This is a genomic window from Spirochaetota bacterium (assembly GCA_026415295.1).
GTDB lineage: Bacteria > Spirochaetota > JAAYUW01 > JAAYUW01 > JAOAHJ01 > JAOAHJ01.
Genome location: JAOAHJ010000002.1, coordinates 46,171 through 61,757, shown reverse-complemented (window position 1 = coordinate 61,757; position 15,587 = coordinate 46,171). Strand labels below are relative to the sequence as shown.

12 protein-coding genes are annotated in these 15,587 nt (G+C 22.2%); 7 read left to right on the top strand and 5 right to left on the bottom strand.

The window, feature by feature from the left end; all coding sequences use genetic code 11:
- Window position 1 precedes the first annotated feature (1 nt).
- The 3 genes from N3A58_00340 to N3A58_00330 all read right to left on the bottom strand — a co-directional run bounded on the left by N3A58_00340 (window position 2) and on the right by N3A58_00330 (window position 3,523).
- Window positions 2-1,273, bottom strand: a complete 1,272-nt coding sequence (locus N3A58_00340) for an L-serine ammonia-lyase (protein MCX8057848.1) — start codon at window positions 1,271-1,273, stop codon at window positions 2-4.
- Between the two features lie 3 nt (window positions 1,274-1,276).
- The gene (locus N3A58_00335; GenBank protein ID MCX8057847.1) at window positions 1,277-2,125 is read right to left on the bottom strand and encodes a histidinol-phosphatase; all 849 of its coding nucleotides are present in this window, start codon (window positions 2,123-2,125) and stop codon (window positions 1,277-1,279) included.
- 234 nt (window positions 2,126-2,359) lie between these two features.
- Window positions 2,360-3,523: a PEGA domain-containing protein gene (locus N3A58_00330; protein MCX8057846.1), complete on the bottom strand. Its 1,164-nt coding sequence runs from the start codon at window positions 3,521-3,523 to the stop codon at window positions 2,360-2,362.
- Between the two features lie 325 nt (window positions 3,524-3,848).
- On the opposite strand from N3A58_00330, the gene N3A58_00325 reads away from it, so the two are divergent.
- From N3A58_00325 to N3A58_00315, 3 genes are all read left to right on the top strand, one after another.
- Complete coding sequence (locus N3A58_00325; protein MCX8057845.1) at window positions 3,849-5,879, top strand: hypothetical protein; 2,031 nt, start codon at window positions 3,849-3,851, stop codon at window positions 5,877-5,879.
- A 42-nt stretch (window positions 5,880-5,921) separates the two neighbouring features.
- Window positions 5,922-7,868 (top strand): tetratricopeptide repeat protein, encoded by a 1,947-nt coding sequence (locus N3A58_00320; GenBank protein ID MCX8057844.1) that lies wholly within the window; start codon window positions 5,922-5,924, stop codon window positions 7,866-7,868.
- Window positions 7,869-7,943: 75 nt separating this feature from the next.
- Window positions 7,944-8,807, top strand: a complete 864-nt coding sequence (locus N3A58_00315; GenBank protein ID MCX8057843.1) for a methyltransferase domain-containing protein — start codon at window positions 7,944-7,946, stop codon at window positions 8,805-8,807.
- 91 nt (window positions 8,808-8,898) lie between these two features.
- Here the strand turns inward: N3A58_00315 and N3A58_00310 are convergent, their stop codons facing one another.
- Window positions 8,899-9,915 (bottom strand): MBL fold metallo-hydrolase, encoded by a 1,017-nt coding sequence (locus N3A58_00310; protein MCX8057842.1) that lies wholly within the window; start codon window positions 9,913-9,915, stop codon window positions 8,899-8,901.
- Window positions 9,916-10,735: 820 nt separating this feature from the next.
- A complete protein-coding gene (locus tag N3A58_00305; GenBank protein ID MCX8057841.1) occupies window positions 10,736-11,638 on the bottom strand; it encodes an undecaprenyl-diphosphate phosphatase in 903 nt (300 codons plus the stop codon).
- A gap of 251 nt (window positions 11,639-11,889) precedes the next feature.
- Here N3A58_00305 and mraZ point away from each other — a divergent pair, with 251 nt between their 5' ends.
- From mraZ to murE, 4 genes are all read left to right on the top strand, one after another.
- A complete protein-coding gene (gene mraZ, locus N3A58_00300) occupies window positions 11,890-12,366 on the top strand; it encodes a division/cell wall cluster transcriptional repressor MraZ (protein ID MCX8057840.1) in 477 nt (158 codons plus the stop codon).
- 131 nt (window positions 12,367-12,497) lie between these two features.
- Entirely contained in the window at window positions 12,498-13,421 is a 924-nt protein-coding gene (gene rsmH / locus N3A58_00295; protein MCX8057839.1) for a 16S rRNA (cytosine(1402)-N(4))-methyltransferase RsmH, read from the top strand.
- Window positions 13,408-13,662 (top strand): hypothetical protein, encoded by a 255-nt coding sequence (locus N3A58_00290; GenBank protein ID MCX8057838.1) that lies wholly within the window; start codon window positions 13,408-13,410, stop codon window positions 13,660-13,662. The genes rsmH and N3A58_00290 overlap by 14 nt, the downstream gene beginning before the upstream one ends.
- 38 nt (window positions 13,663-13,700) lie before the next feature.
- Window positions 13,701-15,578, top strand: coding sequence for a UDP-N-acetylmuramyl-tripeptide synthetase (murE, locus tag N3A58_00285; protein ID MCX8057837.1), 1,878 nt, complete (start codon window positions 13,701-13,703; stop codon window positions 15,576-15,578).
- Window positions 15,579-15,587 lie beyond the last annotated feature (9 nt).

The window sequence follows — 15,587 nt, the reverse complement described above, 5'->3', positions numbered from 1 at the left end:
CTTATTCTAACTCTATACTTGCAAGTCCTCCAAGGGATGTTTCTTTATAGATATGAGGTAGGTCGTGTCCAGTTTTTTTCATAACTTCTACTATTTTATCAAATGATATTCTGTGTGAGCCATCTGATAAAATAGAGAAAATTGATATATCCAATGCTCTTGTTGCAGCAAAAGCATTTCTTTCAATGCATGGAATTTGAACATAACCTCCAACAGGATCACATGTAAGTCCTAGATGGTGTTCAAGCCCCATTTCTGCCGCATATTCAATTTGAGAAGGTGTTCCCCCAAATATTTGAGTAGCTGCAGCAGAAGCCATAGAACAAGCTGTTCCAATTTCTCCTTGGCAGCCAACCTCAGCACCAGAAATTGAGCCATTATTTTTTACAAGATTTCCAATCAAGCCTGCAGTCGCCAGAGCTTTTAATATCTTTTTATTATCAATATTGTACTCTGTCATAATGTGATATAAAACTGCTGGAAGTACACCAGCTGAGCCACATGTAGGAGCTGTTACAACAATGTTTCCAGAGGCATTTTCTTCTGCAACTGCTAAAGCAAATGAAAAAATTTGAGTTCTTTTTTTCAGTGTACCTTTATAACCAAGAGATTTTGTATAATAGATGGAGGCTTTCCTTGGAAGGCAAGGATCACCTGGTAATACGCCTTCACTTTTTAACCCATTTTTTATACTTTTTATCATATTAGCCCATATTTCTTCCAAAAAATCCCATATTTCTTTACCTTCAATTTCTTCTACGTATTCCCAAAAGGTTTTACCACTTTTTTTTAAATAGTTTAATATATCTTCCATTTTTTTGTAATAATAAATTTCTTTGCTATCTTCTTTTATTATCTTGCCATCTATTTCTTCTACAATATCTCCTCCACCAATGCTATAAAATATGTTTTGTAAGATAATATTCCCATTTTGATCAATACTTTTTATTTTTAGACCATTTGGATGATAAGGTAATCTTTCATCGTATTTCCAATCTATTTGTAAATTAAAATTTTTAGTAAATTTATTATTTGTTTCACTATTAACACATTTTTTTATAATTTCTTCCAATACTTTATCAGTAAAATGACCTTTCCCAGTTAAAGCAAGTGAATGATATAAAGAGATTATTATTTTGTCTATTTTTCTTTTATCATTTTTAATAATTTCAAAGTTTTTATTAAGGAATTTTTTTAATGCAATAGATGGTCCAATAGTATGACTTGAAGAAGGACCAGGACCTATTTTAAATATTTTTTTAATTGATTCCATGCCTTATATTTTAACTCCTATCCATTTATTGTATTCATTTAATTTCATTATTTGCATAAAGCCAATATCTTTTAAAATATTATATATCTCATCATAATAAAATAATAAATTTTCTTTATTATGACAATCAGAATTGACAGTAATGTCAAAATTATATTTTTTTAGTAAACTAATTATTTTCAATGATGGATAAGGCTCTTTTATATATCCTCTTGCTATGCCACCTGTATTTATTTCAAAAATAGGAATATTTGAGCTTTTTATTTTTATATTTTTTAATGTATTTTCGACAATTTGTAGGTACCAATTTTCATTTTCATCAAAGAAAGCACTATTTTTATTATTTTTTTTTATCAAATCAAAGTGACCAATAATATCAATTTTATTTTGAATACACATCTGTTCTATTAGAAAGTAGTAGTATTCAACCATTTTTTTTATGTTATTATTGAACCCAGTTTTTAATATTAATTTAAAATCGTTGTCTTCTCCATCAACAGTTAAATAATTATCTTCATCTGAAGGAAGAAAATGAACTGAACCAATGACATAATCTAGGTTATATATTTCTTTAAAAATTTGAGGTGAAGAAATTCCCGGTATAAAATCTACTTCTAACGATTTTTTTATAGTTATTTTATCCTGATAATCTTTAATTGCTTTTTCTATTTCATTAAAATATATAATTAACTTTTCATTTGTAAGAACCCAGTCCTGAAAAAATGGTAGTGGAGCATGAGAAGAGAACCCCAATATTTCTATATTAAATTTTATAGCTTCTTCAACTAGTTCTATTATTGAATTATTTCCGTCACATAGATTACAGTGCGTATGATAATTTTGCCTTATCATAAATAAATAGTTTACATTCCTCTTTTTTAAAGATTTTATATCATAAAAAAAATTAAAATAAATTAATTTTAATATTTTAAAAAAATAAAATTTAATAAATTAAAAAAGGAAGCAGAAGAGAAATTAATCTTTCTTACTGCTTCCTTAAATTTAATAATTTTATATTAAATAAAATAAAATATACTAAAATAAAATAAAATAAATTAAATTAAATTAAATTAAATTAAATATTAATTAATATGAAATTACCATATCCATTATTAAGCTTATACTAATTGATTTCCCCATCTCAATGGTAATTTCTTTTTCTATAACAAAGTCATGATAAGTAATTTTAATTTTATATTTACCAGGAGCTAAATAAATAATATTATCTTTTGCATTCCAATTAATTTTTTCTCCATTAATATATAATTGAGCTGAAGGTGGCAAATTTATTTTAATAGCAACTTTAATAGCTTCTAAAGTAAATACAAAATTATTGTTTTGGGTAACTGTAAATGAAGTATTTAGTTCTTGATAACCAGCAACTTTAGGAACTAATCTTAAAGAATATGTTCCACTAGTTAAGCTTATATTTAATGGTGATGTACCTACAAGTCTACCATTAATATAAACATCGCATTGAACATTAGTGCTTATACCAATATTAAAGGTTGATTGTTGTAATGTAAAATAAAATCTATTGTTTGAATTTACATTTATGGTAGTTGTCATTTCTTGATAGCCAGATACCCTTGGTACAAGTCTTAAGTTATAGGTTCCCTCTTCAAGATTTATATTGATAGGAGTATTTCCAACAATTTGCCCATTAATATAAACTTCACATGACACATTTGTTTCAATTGTAATGGAGTATTTTTGAGCTACAACAAACTGAATTGTAACTGATGTCGTTTGATTAGCTATTATAGTTATAGTTCTAGTTTGTGCAGGATACTTTTTATCTTTTGGTTCTACAACAAGTGTATATGTTCCTGCAGCAACAGATTTGTTAAAAGGAGTTTCACCATATCTTACATTATTTATGTAAACATAAGATGGATAATCAGCTGTTACAATTAGAGTTCCATAACCAGTTTGTTGAGGTTGTGGCTGTGGAGTTTGTACTGGTTGAGAAATTGGAATAAGATTAAAATTAAAAGTATTTGAACCTGTTTGTTTAACTTCAATAGAAGTTTCAAGGGTTTGATAACCATTTGCAACAAGTTTTAATGAATATCTTCCTACTTGAAGTGTTAGAGTTAAGGGGGTATTTCCTCTATATTGTCCATTTAAGTAAACTTGAGCTGTAACATTAGCTGTAATAGTAACATTAACCTGAGTAAAACTTTGTGCAAACATTAAACTGGAAAGAGATAATAGAAAAATAAAGATAAAAAATTTTATTTTTTTCATTTTTTCCCCTTTTTTATTTTTTTTCTTTATAAAATATTAGAACATTAAATTCTTTTTTCAACTTTTATTTTTTGTATTTACTTTTAAAAAATTTGTATTATTATAATGTGTGAATTATATAGATTTATAAATATTTTTTAATTTTATTTAAATATTATTAGAAATTTAGAGCTTAATTATTTTTTTATATTGTGTTTTTTAATAATGAATTGTTTATTGATTATAATATATTTTGTAATGATGCAATAAAAGATTTGTTATTTTTTTTTGAAAATTTATTTTTCTTATAAAGGCTATCTTTTTATTTTAATTATGGGAGGGGGAATTGAAAAGGGGTAATCTATTAAAATTTTTATTTTTAGTTTTTATATCATTATTTTTTATTTCTCAAAATAATGCTGATTTAGTAAAAGCAGACATTAATCGTAAAGAAGGAATCCTTTTTTATAATAGTGAATTTTATCAACAAGCAATTCTTGCTTTAAAAAAATCGGTATCTTTTAATCCGAAAGATTTTCTTGCAAGATATTTTCTTGGATGGAGTTATTATAAATCAGGATTTATTCAAAATGCTTTAGTAGAATGGCAAAATTTAAAAGAGCTTGGATTTGAGGATCAACAGCTTGAAAATATGGTAAATAATATAATGTTTCAAGAAGGTAAATTAACAAAAGATATAAAAATAGATCAATTTACTTTTTTTTCAAAGATAAATGGCAAAAAATTAAAAGATAGCTTTTTTATTTGGCCTCTTGGTCTTGATGTAGATCCAAGAAATAATGTATATTTTGCATCTCATAGAGCTTATTCTGTTATGGAACTTGTAAATGGGGAAGTTAAAAGGTCAATAAATATTTTTGGAAAGTTTTTAGGTTACCCTTATGATGTTGTATTTAATGAAAATGATAATACAATGTATGTCTCTGACTATAAAAATAATGTAATTTATAAATTGACAAAAAATGGGACAATACTAAAAAAAATAGGTTTGGACAATAATAAAAAAAGTATATTGAATGGACCAGCAGGTATTGCAATAGACAATGAAGGACAAATTTATTGTATTGATCAAGGTAACAATAGAGTAGTTAAATTTGATAAAGATGGAAATTTTTTATTTTATTTTGGAGAGTATGGTGAAGAGTATGGTAAATTTTTTAAACCTATTGATATTGTGTTTGATTCTACTAGAAAAGTATTGTATATAAGTAATAATTATAATAAAAGAGTAGATGTTTTTGATTTATGGGGAAATTATATATATTCAATAGGAGAAAATGTACTTAAATCGCCAAAGGGATTAACTCTTTTTTTTGATAAATATCTATATATATTAGACAACAAGGAAATATACATTTATAATTTTGAATTGAAAACAATTGATAAGGTTGAAATAGGTAATTATGAATTTTTTGATCCCTATTACATTTTGATAGATAAGAATCAAAATTTAATAGTAACAGATCCATACAGAGCAGAAATAGTTTACTTTGTTCCAAGAAATGCTTTGTATCTTAACTTGGATGTGAAGCTTGAAAGAATAGATATTAGAAGTTGGCCTCTTGTTGTTGCTTATGTTTCTGTTAAGGATCAATTTGGAAATACAATCTATGGTCTTACTGATAATAATTTTTCATTTTGGGAGTATGACAGTAAGATAACAAGACTGTCAACTGAATTTTCTTATCTTAGGGATGATTTTAAAAGTCTTTCAATAGTTATTGATAGTTTTCCAACAATGAAGAATAAAATAGATAAAATTGTTTCTATATTAACTCAAATATTTAACTCTGATGAAAATATGATAAAATATAATTTTTTTCTTTCAAATTTAACAAATCAAATTGTAAATTTTAGTAATGATAAATTAAAAATATTTGATCAGGTGAAAAAAGAGGAGAATTATTCTGATTATAAAAATAGTGATAGAAATTTATATTCTTCTATTACTTCTTTTTTTCAAAAATATTTAAAAGGTGGTATTATTTACATAACTGATGGTAATTATAAGAATGATTCTTTTCTTTACTATTCTCAGAATGATATAATAAATTATGCAAAGATAAATTATATCCCTGTATATGTTTTTTATATTGGAGATGGAAATGGAAAGACATTTTTAAAAGAGCTTGCTTCTAAAACAGGGGGGGCTTTTTATGAAGGTGATGATCTTTTCAATGCTCAAAAGGTGTTATTAAAATTTATAAATTATCAATCTCCATGTTATATTGTTTATTACAAATCTCCTTTTATTTATAAAGAAGATTTTTTTAGAAAAGTTATGGTTGAAGTAAATTATAATGGTAGAGTGGGGAAAAATTGGCTTGGATATTATATGAAAATCATAAATCCTTAATTTTGAATTTTTCTTTATAAATTTATTTTAAGGAATATTTATATGGAAAAATTATATATTCTTCATAAGAATACTATTTTTAGATATAAATACAGAGGAAAAATTGTTATGCTATTATTGTTCTTTTTTTTTATATATAATTTTTTAATTGCTTCGCCTTTGGAATCTTTTAATAAAGGTTTACTAGCATATAATGAAAAAAATTATATGAAAGCTATTGAGTTTTTCTTAAATTCAATTTCTGAAAACCCAAACTATTATGATGCTATTTTTTATCTAGGTTTGTCTTATTATAATTTAAAAAATTTTAATTTAAGTCTAGAATATTTTCTCAAAGCTGAAAAACTTGTATCTACTGATCATCTATTGCTTTATTATATTGCCTTAACATATTCAAATACAGGTAATTTTGAAAAAGCTTTTAGTTATATTAACAAAATTAAAAAATTAAAACCTACTTTTCTTGATGTTTATTATCTTGAAGCAGATATATACTATAAACAGGGATATCTTCCTCAAGCTTTGAATATATATAATAATATATTAAAAGATTACCCAAATGATTGGAAAACTTATTTATTACTTTATAAATTTTATTACAATACTGGCTCAAAAAATTTTGCTGTAAATTTTTTGCAAAAAGCTATTAATCTTGCCCCTTATGAAGAAGAGATATATGAAGAACTTATAAATTTTTTTTGGGAGAAAGCAGACTACCAGAATGCTTATTTCTATCTTCAAACTTTATATAAAATTAATCCAGAAAATGAAATTGCTATGGAATATGAGGGGAAACTTGCTAAATTTAATGGAAATTTACAAAGAAGTATAGAAATATTTGAATATCTTATAAAAAAAGATCCACAAAATCTTGATTATATATGGCCTTTAATAGATCTTTATATCAATAATAAATTGTTTGATAAAGCAATTGATGTAATTCAACAGAGTCTTAATGTTTATAAAGGTGATGAGTTACTTTCTAATGTTTTAAGGGAGATACTTATTGATAACAGAGAACTAAACATAAATTTAAGGAAAGAGATTTCAAAAGATGTTTTTAAATGGGGACAATATTTTTATAGAAGTGGTTACGTAAATCAGGGAGAATTTTTTATTAAAGTTGCTACATTACTTGAGCCTTCAAATCTAGATTATAGAAATTTTTATTTAAATATTTTAAAAACAAAAAACTTAATATTTGAGCAACTTGAACAGTATATTTTATTAGAAGCTTTTGGAATTCAAACCTTTCAAAAAAATAAAGAAATTCTCCAAAAATATATTAAAAATATGATTGAATCCAAATATAATTTAAGTCCTGATAGTGAAGTATTTACTAAAACAAAAATAAATTTAGGAATATTTTTGTATATTAAAGATGACATTAAGTATGATGAATTTCAACTTACATATTTACAGAAATACATTTATGATATTATAAAATTATATGCAAAGAATTTTAATATTATTTTTGTAAATGGTAAATTTAATTCTTTAGAATCATTATCAAAATATGCACTTCAAAATAAAATTGAACTTGGTATGATTTTTGAAGTATATAATTTAATAGAGGATGTTGACATTAATTTTAAGATAATTAATACTTCAAACCTTCAAACAATGTTTTCAAAGAGAATTTATTATAAGAGTGAGTTTGCTTTGCTTGATAATATATATTATTTTTATACTTTAATAAATGAACTTATACCTTTAAGAGCAGAGATTATAAAAGTTGAAGGGAATGAGGCTATTATTAATGTTGGATATGAAAATGGGATAAAGAAAGGAGATAAAGTAATAATATTAAACAACAAAGAGTTGAAATTAAAAGATAAAGAATTTTCTTTTTTATATGATAATAATAATATTCAAGCGAATGGAGAAATAATAGAAGTATCTCAGAAAGCTTCAAGAATTAAATTTGAGAAAACTGGAATATATTCGAAAATTTTAAATGGATACTTTGTTGTTATTAAAAAACAGTAATTAATTATTTATATTAATTTTTGAAAGTATATTTTTTTATATGCATTATTTATTATATTATGAAAGAGGATAAAGATGGAAAAGCTTAATGAAGATATTTATATGAGGAATAATATAAGAGAAAATGAAAGAATGGAGATTAAAAATTGTCCTTTTTGTGGATCTGAAAGAAAGAAACTTTTTTTAAATCTTGATAAATTTTATTATGTAAAATGCCAGAATTGCAACCTTGTTTTTCAAGAATTGCAACCAGAATTTGAACACTTAAAAAATAGATATGATGAAAAATATTTTGAATATGAGATTAAAAATCATCAGAATTTTCATCATTTACAAAGATTGACTCTTAAAGATATTGATTTTGAAAATAGATTTGCTCCATTAAAAGGAAAAAAGGTTTTAGATATTGGAAGTGCTACTGGTTTACTTTTAAGATATTTTAAAGATCTTGGTATGGAAGAACTAGGCATTGAGTTATGTAAAGAATCAGCTGAATTTGCTAAAACGAATTTTGAAGTAAATGTTATCAATGATACTCTTGAAAATGCTAAGCTACCATCTAATTATTATGATATAATACATTTTTCACATTTAATAGAACATTTAAAAGATCCTATGTCTTTTTTGTTTGAAGTAAAAAGAATATTAAAACCTGGAGGTTCAATAATTATTACTACTCCAAGATTAGATTCTCCTGCATTTTATATATACAAAAAAAGTTGGAGATCTGCAATTCCAGATCATTTAGTATTATTTACAAAAAAAACAATTATTAATATGTTAAAAAAAACTGGCTTTAATCCATATTTTCAAGAATCATGGGGATTTATACCTGTTGGATTTAAATATAAAAAAATAAAAAAGTTGGTAGATGTTTTAGCAAAAAAATTTAATTTTGGCGATGTTATGTGTATAGTTGCTGAAAAAATTGATAATTGATTAAAAAAAATTTATTTTTAAAAAATAGAGGTTTTATTGAAAAAATATTAACTAATAATATTAATTTTTTTTAATCAAAAAAAATAATAATTTAGTCATTAAAAACTAAAAAATCTGTTATTTTTTTTTCATTTTTTTTATAATAAAAAGAATAATATTTATTTCTTTCTATAATATTAATTTCAAATTTGTTGTTTTTATAATTTAAATTGTTTATATTTTCATAAATATCAAGATTTTCCAAAATTTCTTTTTTTATACTCTCAATATTATTATTATTTTCACTTATGTGACACAATAAAAAAGTTTTGTAATTGAATTCTTTTATTGTATCTATATTTTTAATATTTATTGAATTATTATTATTTTTGTTGTTATTAATATTATTTTTATTTAAATTAATAAAATTCATGTTTAGTAAATATTTAATAAATTCAATAGATTGTTTATTAGAAAGGTGACCAAAATCTGAAATTATTCTTTTCTTAAGGTTTATAGGGTATGTTCCATTAATTAGCATATTTTCATCATAGTTTGATTCTAAAAATATTAAATCTGAAATAAAACCAAGATTGTGCATTTGACTGTCTATTTTACCAGTATCAGTAAGGTAAAAAATATTTACTCCTTCAATATTAAAAAAGAAACATGAAGATTTATTGTCATCATGATATGTTTGAATTGGAATAAAATAAAAATTGTTAATATTTTTTAATAAATTTTTTTTATTAAATTCAAAAACAAATATGTAATTTTTTTTTGTAAATTGTAATAATTTTTCTGCACATTTGTTGCTTTTGTTAGTTTTAATAAAATTTTCTATATTAATTAAAAAATTGTTTTTATCAGAAATGAATATTATAGGTTTTATATCTTCTATTAAATAAGGAAGTCCTTTTACATGATCATCATGAAAATGTGTAATAAATAAAAAATTTCTTTTATTTAAATTTATTTTTAGTTTTTTTGATATATTTAAAAAATTTCTTTTTGAGATTCCAATATCAATAATAATATTGTATGAGCAATTTTCAATTATAATTGAATTTCCATTTGATCCAGAATTTAAAATATTAATTTTTAAATTTTCATTATTTTTAACTTCCATCAAATATTAAGTGAAACTCTTTTTATTTAGAGAAACTTAAATTAATAATAAAAAATTTAAAGAGAAAATTTTAAAAAAAAATTATTTGTATGACAAAATTTGTCTTATATATGGATTATTATAAATAAAGAAAATAAAAAATAAGGTGGATAAATAGAATTTAAGAAAAAAAGATTTTTAATCAATATTTCTATAGAAGATTTAGACTCTAATAATTTTGTTAATTTAAACTATTATCAATTATTTTTTTATTAAATTAATTAAATTTTTTTCATTAAATTTAAAAAAAGTAAGAAAAGATTTAATTTATAATATATTTGATAATCCCTTAGAAAAATATATTAATAGATTTAGAATCTTAAGGATCATTAAAAAAAGATCTTAATCTTTCTATAAGACTAATTCAAAAAAGCATTTGATAATATATGTAATTGTCTAAAATTTGAAGAGTTCAATAAAAATAAAATATTAAAATATTTTAAGATATTTATACTAAAAGATACTGCTAAGATTAAAAATAGGTACCTAAGCAAAAAAGCTCAAAGATTTTGAATCAAATTTTAACTTAAATATAATTAATATAGATAATGATCTTAATTTACTTTTAAATATATTTAAGGGGACCTTAATGTAGTAAGAAATAATTTAAAATATAATCCAAAGTTTAGAATAACTTTTGAAAAAGAAGAAGAAAATCAAAGTGATGTTTTTCATAATGAGATTAATAAATTACATTCAGAAATAATAAAAAAAGTTAAAAATGAAATTAATATTAAAAATAATAGTGGTAAAAGATTAGATTTTATTTATGAAAATTTAATTAAAAATAAAATCTTAAAAAACTAAAAAATGAAAGGATTAAAACATAAATAGAAAAATAGAAATATATATTTTTATTGATTAGAAATTTTAATAATTTTAGTGTTAAAAAACTAAAAATAAAACTGAAAAAAAAGCCATATATATATATTGAAGGGGATTTTACTATAAGCTCAAATCCTTTTAATTCTAATAATGAAAATAAAAAACTCCCCCCAATAGCATAAATGGATAATAAAAAAGAATAAAAGAAGGCCTCATTTTTGTTTGTTTTTAAAATTAAAGCCATTGAAATTGTAGATCCAGATCTCGAAACTCCGGGAAGTATTGCTATACCTTGTACGAATCCAATAATTAAAGGGAAAAAGTATGTCTTATTGTTTATGTTTAAAAAGCTTTCATTTTTATAATTTTTAGAAAATAAATAAGATAAAAATATTAAAATTGCTGTTATTAAAAAAGTAAAAGGTAAAATTTTTGGATTTTCTATTAAATAATCAAAGATTTTTTTAAATATAATGTAAAAGGTAAAGGTAACAAAAGTTGAAATAATTGAAAAAGTAAGAATTTTTGTATTTTTTTTATTAAAAGTTTCATTTATCTTTATATAAAATTTTTGGATATTATATTTTTTGTTTTTAATGTCTAATTTTTCATTTTTATCTTTTTTTATAGAATCTTTCAACTCTATTATAGTATTTAATATTAATTCTTTTATTTCTTTGTAAAAGAAAAATATAATAGCTACAAGAGAACCTGCGTGCAAAACAATATCATAAAAAATTCCATATTCTTCAAAATTTAAAATATTTTTAAAAAACAAAAGGTGCCCTGAAGATGATACAGGTAAAAATTCGGTCAGTGATTGAACTAAAGAGAAAAATATCGATTTTAAAATCTCCATTTTTTTTCCTTTTTAATAAAATATCTAATTAAATTATTTATTTTTTTTAATAAATAGTTTAAAAAAAAAATATTTAAAGAAAAAAATAAATTATTTATTTAATTGTCTTTTAAGTTTGATGATATAAATAGTATTTATTTTTAAATTATTAAATTTTAAAAAAATTAATGAAAATTTTTTAAAATTTTACTTGACAAATTAGATTTAAAATATAATAATTTGTGGAGAAAAGTGGATTAAAGTGGATATTTGTGGAAAAAAAATTTTATGGAGAATATTTTTGTTCACTTGATGAAAAGTCAAGAATCATATTACCATCCACTTTTAGAAATCAAGATGGGGAGGGGGATTCTTCAAATATTGATTCCGGCAAAGAAAGATGGGTAATAACTAGAGGTTTTGAAAAATGTTTACTTTTATATCCAGAGGGAAATTGGGAAGAGGTCATTAAAAAATTTAGTGAAAATCTTCTTTATAAAAATAAGGAAGATAGGCTTTTTATGAGGTTTTTTATTTTTCCTGCAAAAAATATTGAGCTTGATAAACAGGGAAGATTTACTATTCCAAAACCTCTTTTAAATTATGCTGGAATCGTCAAAGATGTAGTTTTACTTGGTGCAATTCAGAAAATTGAAATCTGGTCTCTGGAAAATTGGGAGGGGTTGTTTAAATATTCTGGGGACCAGATAGAATCCCTGTCAAAGAACATTAGAGATTTTGATTTTTAATTTTTTGGTTTATTATTTCCCAAAAAAAAAATAAATTTATTTTATTTAATTTTTTAATTTTCTTTCAATATTAATAATTTTTAAATTAATTATATTTATATTTTTAAATATTTTTTATTTAAGGTTTTAGAATGGATTGGCATAAGCCTGTATTAATTAATAAAATAATTGAAAACATAAATATAGATGCTATAAAAGGTGAAATTTATATCCTTGATGCTTGCTTTGGAGAGGGAGGTTATAGTAAAATTCTACTTGAAAAGTTCCCGAATATTAAAATAATAGGTATAGAACAAGATGAGGAAGTTTTTTCAATAGCACAAAAAAATATGAAGATATATGAAGACAGAGTTTTTTTGTTTAATGATAACTTTGTAAAAATACCTGAAATTTTAAATAAATTGGATTTAAATTTTGTTTCTTTCTCTATATTTGATCTTGGAATATCAATGTATCATATTAAAGAATCAAAAAAAGGTATTACTTTTTTAGAAGATCAAATTCTTGATATGAGATTATCAAAATATGCTAAAATCCCAGCATATGAAATTATAAATAAATTTACTGAAAAAGAACTTTCTGATATTTTTTATAAATATGGAGAAGAAAGATACTCAAGAAAGATCGCTCATTTTATTGTTGAAGAAAGAAAAAAAATTAAAATAATGAAAACTTCCCAGTTAGAAAATATAGTTAAAAAAGCTGTAGGTTTTAAGAGAAATTATAAAATAAACCCAGCGACTAGAGTTTTTCAAGCATTAAGAATATATGTAAATAATGAACTTGAAAACTTAGAAAAAGTTTTATCTTTTATTCCTGATAGGACGATATTAAAAGGTAGAATATTTATATTAAGCTATCATTCTCTTGAGGATAGGATTGTTAAGAAGAAATTTCTAGATCTTGAAAAGGAAGGATATTTTGTTAAAGTTTTTAAGAAACCGATATTAGCTGATTCTGAGGAAATAAAGCTTAATCCATCTTCAAGATCTGCAAAATTGAGGATTTATGAAAAAATAAAGATGTTACAAGGGATTAACTATGAAAATCATTAATTTTTTATTATTGGTAATATTATTTTTGTTTAGTTTTTTTATTTCATATAAAATAATAAATTTGAAAAAAGAGATTTTTGAAATTGATTCAAAAATAAATAGGTTAAAAGAAGAAAATGAAAATCTCAAGATGATAAAAGAAAAAATGCTATCAAAAATAAGAATTAATGAAAATTTAAGGGATGAAAATCTGATAGAAGTAGAAAAAGATGATATTTTAATTTTGGAAAAAAGGAATTAGTTTTTTTAAATATTTATTTTGTTCTAGGGAGTGGGAAATTGACAAATTTTAGTTTTAAAATAAAAAAAAATAAAAATTTACTTTTTAATAAATTTGTTTGTTATTTAAATAAAAATATTGAAAAAATAAAAGTTATTGATAAAAATTTCTATTTTTCAGCACATAATATAAAAAATCAAAATATATTTATAAATAGAGATTATATTTTTCACGACACAAGGAAATTATATAGTTCAAATAATGACAATTTTATTGAAAAAGAAGAATTTTTTAAAAAAAATAAAATCAAAATTAACAAAATATTTGTTTTTATAAAAGGAAATAGATTTAATCCTTATGATGAATTTGAGAAGATTTTTAGTTTATCTGATATTTTAATTCTAGATTTTAATGAAGAAATATTATATAAAAACAAAAGATATAAGTCGTTTATAGCTTTTATTAAAGAATATTTTTCTATTGATTGTAATAATATTTCTGAATTATTAAAGTCAAATGAATCATCAAAAGAGAATAAGTTAATTGATATTAATAAAATATTTATAAATTGCAATAATACTAAACTTTTATATAATTTTTTAGTAAAATTTATTAATTACTTTATAGATGAAAAAAAATTTATAATAGGGGTTACTGGAACTGATGGAAAAACATCAACAGTTAATATAACAAGACAACTTTTTAATTTTTATAATAAAAATAGTTCATCAATTGGTACATTAGGAGTTAATGAATGTGAAAAAGATATAAATTTTATTTTCTCAACTCCTACTAGTCCAGAGATTTGGGATTTATTTGAAATAATTTCAAATTTGAATCAATCTAAGAATATTTTTATGGAAGTTACTTCAATAGGCTCTGAACTATTTAGGTTTCATTCTATTTATTTTGATGGCCTTGTTTTTACCAATATGACTTCAGATCATCTTGATTTTCATAAAACTCTTGAGAATTATTATAATGCAAAACTAAAGATAATTGATATTTTAAGTATTTCAAATAAAAAAAATAAATTTGTTCTTGCGAATATTGATGATAGAAATTTTTATCTAGTAAGAGATTATGTTAAAAAATATAATAGTATTAAGCTTTATACATATGGCTATAGTAAAGATGCTGATTTTAATATAGAAAAAATATCTTCATTAAGAGGTGTTACTGAATATAAAATTAAATTTTTCAATAAATTTTTTATTACTATAAAAACAAGCTTAATTGGAAAATTTAATGGTTACAATATTATTACCTCAATCGCTTTATATTTTCTAAAATATAGAAAAATAAAAAATATTAATAATAAATTTTTTAATTTTTACATCAAAGGAAGACTTGAAAAGATAAATTTTAAATCTAACGATATATATGTTGATTATGCTCACACTTCTAACTCTCTATATACTTCAATTAATGTTTTAAAAGATGAAAATTATAATTATATTTTAACAGTTTTTGGTTGTGGGGGTGATAGAGATAAATCTAAGAGGCCAGAAATGGGAAAGATAGCTTATGAAAATTCTAATTTAGTAATAATTACATCTGATAATCCAAGAAACGAGAATCCTTCTGAAATAATAAATGAAATAATAGATGGTATTGATGATATAAAATCTTTTAAAATTAAAGGAAATGATATTTTGAATGAATTTGATGCTGAATTAGATAACATATTTTATAAATTTGACAAAGAAAAGGTTGAATTTATAATAAAAAGATTAAAAAATAATGAAAAAGTTGTAATTATTGAGGAAGATAGAAGAAAGGCTATTTTTATATGCTCATATTTACTAGGATTTTTAGAATATTCTGCTGGCTTAATTGCTGGAAAAGGGCATGAAGACTACCAGGAAATTAAGGGTATAAAATACCACTTTTCAGATCAAGAAGAAGTTTGTAAATTTATTAAATTATTAGAATAGAGTAAAACA

Bases quoted from the DNA above. Each gene is read 5' to 3' on its own strand.
- N3A58_00330 (MCX8057846.1), bottom strand. From the start codon at position 3,523: ATGAAAAAAATAAAATTTTTTATCTTTATTTTTCTATTATCTCTTTCC.
- N3A58_00335 (MCX8057847.1), bottom strand. From the start codon at position 2,125: ATGATAAGGCAAAATTATCATACGCACTGTAATCTATGTGACGGAAAT.
- N3A58_00310 (MCX8057842.1), bottom strand. From the start codon at position 9,915: ATGGAAGTTAAAAATAATGAAAATTTAAAAATTAATATTTTAAATTCT.
- N3A58_00315 (MCX8057843.1), top strand. From the start codon at position 7,944: ATGGAAAAGCTTAATGAAGATATTTATATGAGGAATAATATAAGAGAA.
- N3A58_00320 (MCX8057844.1), top strand. From the start codon at position 5,922: ATGGAAAAATTATATATTCTTCATAAGAATACTATTTTTAGATATAAA.
- N3A58_00290 (MCX8057838.1), top strand. From the start codon at position 13,408: ATGAAAATCATTAATTTTTTATTATTGGTAATATTATTTTTGTTTAGT.
- N3A58_00305 (MCX8057841.1), bottom strand. From the start codon at position 11,638: ATGGAGATTTTAAAATCGATATTTTTCTCTTTAGTTCAATCACTGACC.
- N3A58_00340 (MCX8057848.1), bottom strand. From the start codon at position 1,273: ATGGAATCAATTAAAAAAATATTTAAAATAGGTCCTGGTCCTTCTTCA.
- rsmH (MCX8057839.1), top strand. From the start codon at position 12,498: ATGGATTGGCATAAGCCTGTATTAATTAATAAAATAATTGAAAACATA.